At 51.4% G+C, this 627-nt stretch carries 5 tRNA genes; all 5 read right to left on the bottom strand.

Going from position 1 to position 627, the window contains the following annotated elements:
• Nucleotides 1-76: transfer RNA gene (locus HHA42_RS13405), tRNA-Val, on the bottom strand.
• A 96-nt stretch (nt 77-172) separates the two neighbouring features.
• A tRNA-Asp gene (locus tag HHA42_RS13400) sits at nt 173-249 on the bottom strand.
• Between the two features lie 26 nt (nt 250-275).
• A tRNA-Val gene (locus HHA42_RS13395) sits at nt 276-351 on the bottom strand.
• Between the two features lie 96 nt (nt 352-447).
• Nucleotides 448-524: transfer RNA gene (locus HHA42_RS13390), tRNA-Asp, on the bottom strand.
• Between the two features lie 26 nt (nt 525-550).
• Nucleotides 551-626: transfer RNA gene (locus HHA42_RS13385), tRNA-Val, on the bottom strand.
• Nucleotide 627: the final 1 nt, after the last annotated feature.

The following is a 627-nucleotide window of genomic DNA, read 5'->3' as shown; positions in this document are numbered from 1 at the left end:
TGGTGGGCGCTGACGGGATCGAACCGCCGACATTCTGCTTGTAAGGCAGACGCTCTACCAACTGAGCTAAGCGCCCTGAGATATAAAAATAACGCTGTTATTTTTAAGACGCAAGACCAAAAAAGAATAGTCTTGGTATTTGATCACACTTTTCACTTCAGGGCGTGAAAAATGGCGCAGCGGACGGGGCTCGAACCCGCGACCCCCGGCGTGACAGGCCGGTATTCTAACCAACTGAACTACCGCTGCACGTAAGAATCTATAACGAAAAGGCTTGGTGGGCGCTGACGGGATCGAACCGCCGACATTCTGCTTGTAAGGCAGACGCTCTACCAACTGAGCTAAGCGCCCTGAGATATAAAAATAACGCTGTTATTTTTAAGACGCAAGACCAAAAAAGAATAGTCTTGGTATTTGATCACACTTTTCACTTCAGGGCGTGAAAAATGGCGCAGCGGACGGGGCTCGAACCCGCGACCCCCGGCGTGACAGGCCGGTATTCTAACCAACTGAACTACCGCTGCACGTAAGAATCTATAACGAAAAGGCTTGGTGGGCGCTGACGGGATCGAACCGCCGACATTCTGCTTGTAAGGCAGACGCTCTACCAACTGAGCTAAGCGCCCT

The organism is Acinetobacter sp. A3 (assembly GCF_012371415.1).
GTDB lineage: Bacteria > Pseudomonadota > Gammaproteobacteria > Pseudomonadales > Moraxellaceae > Acinetobacter.
Note: the sequence above shows the minus strand (reverse complement) of the source record. Positions and strands in the feature narration are given on the sequence as shown.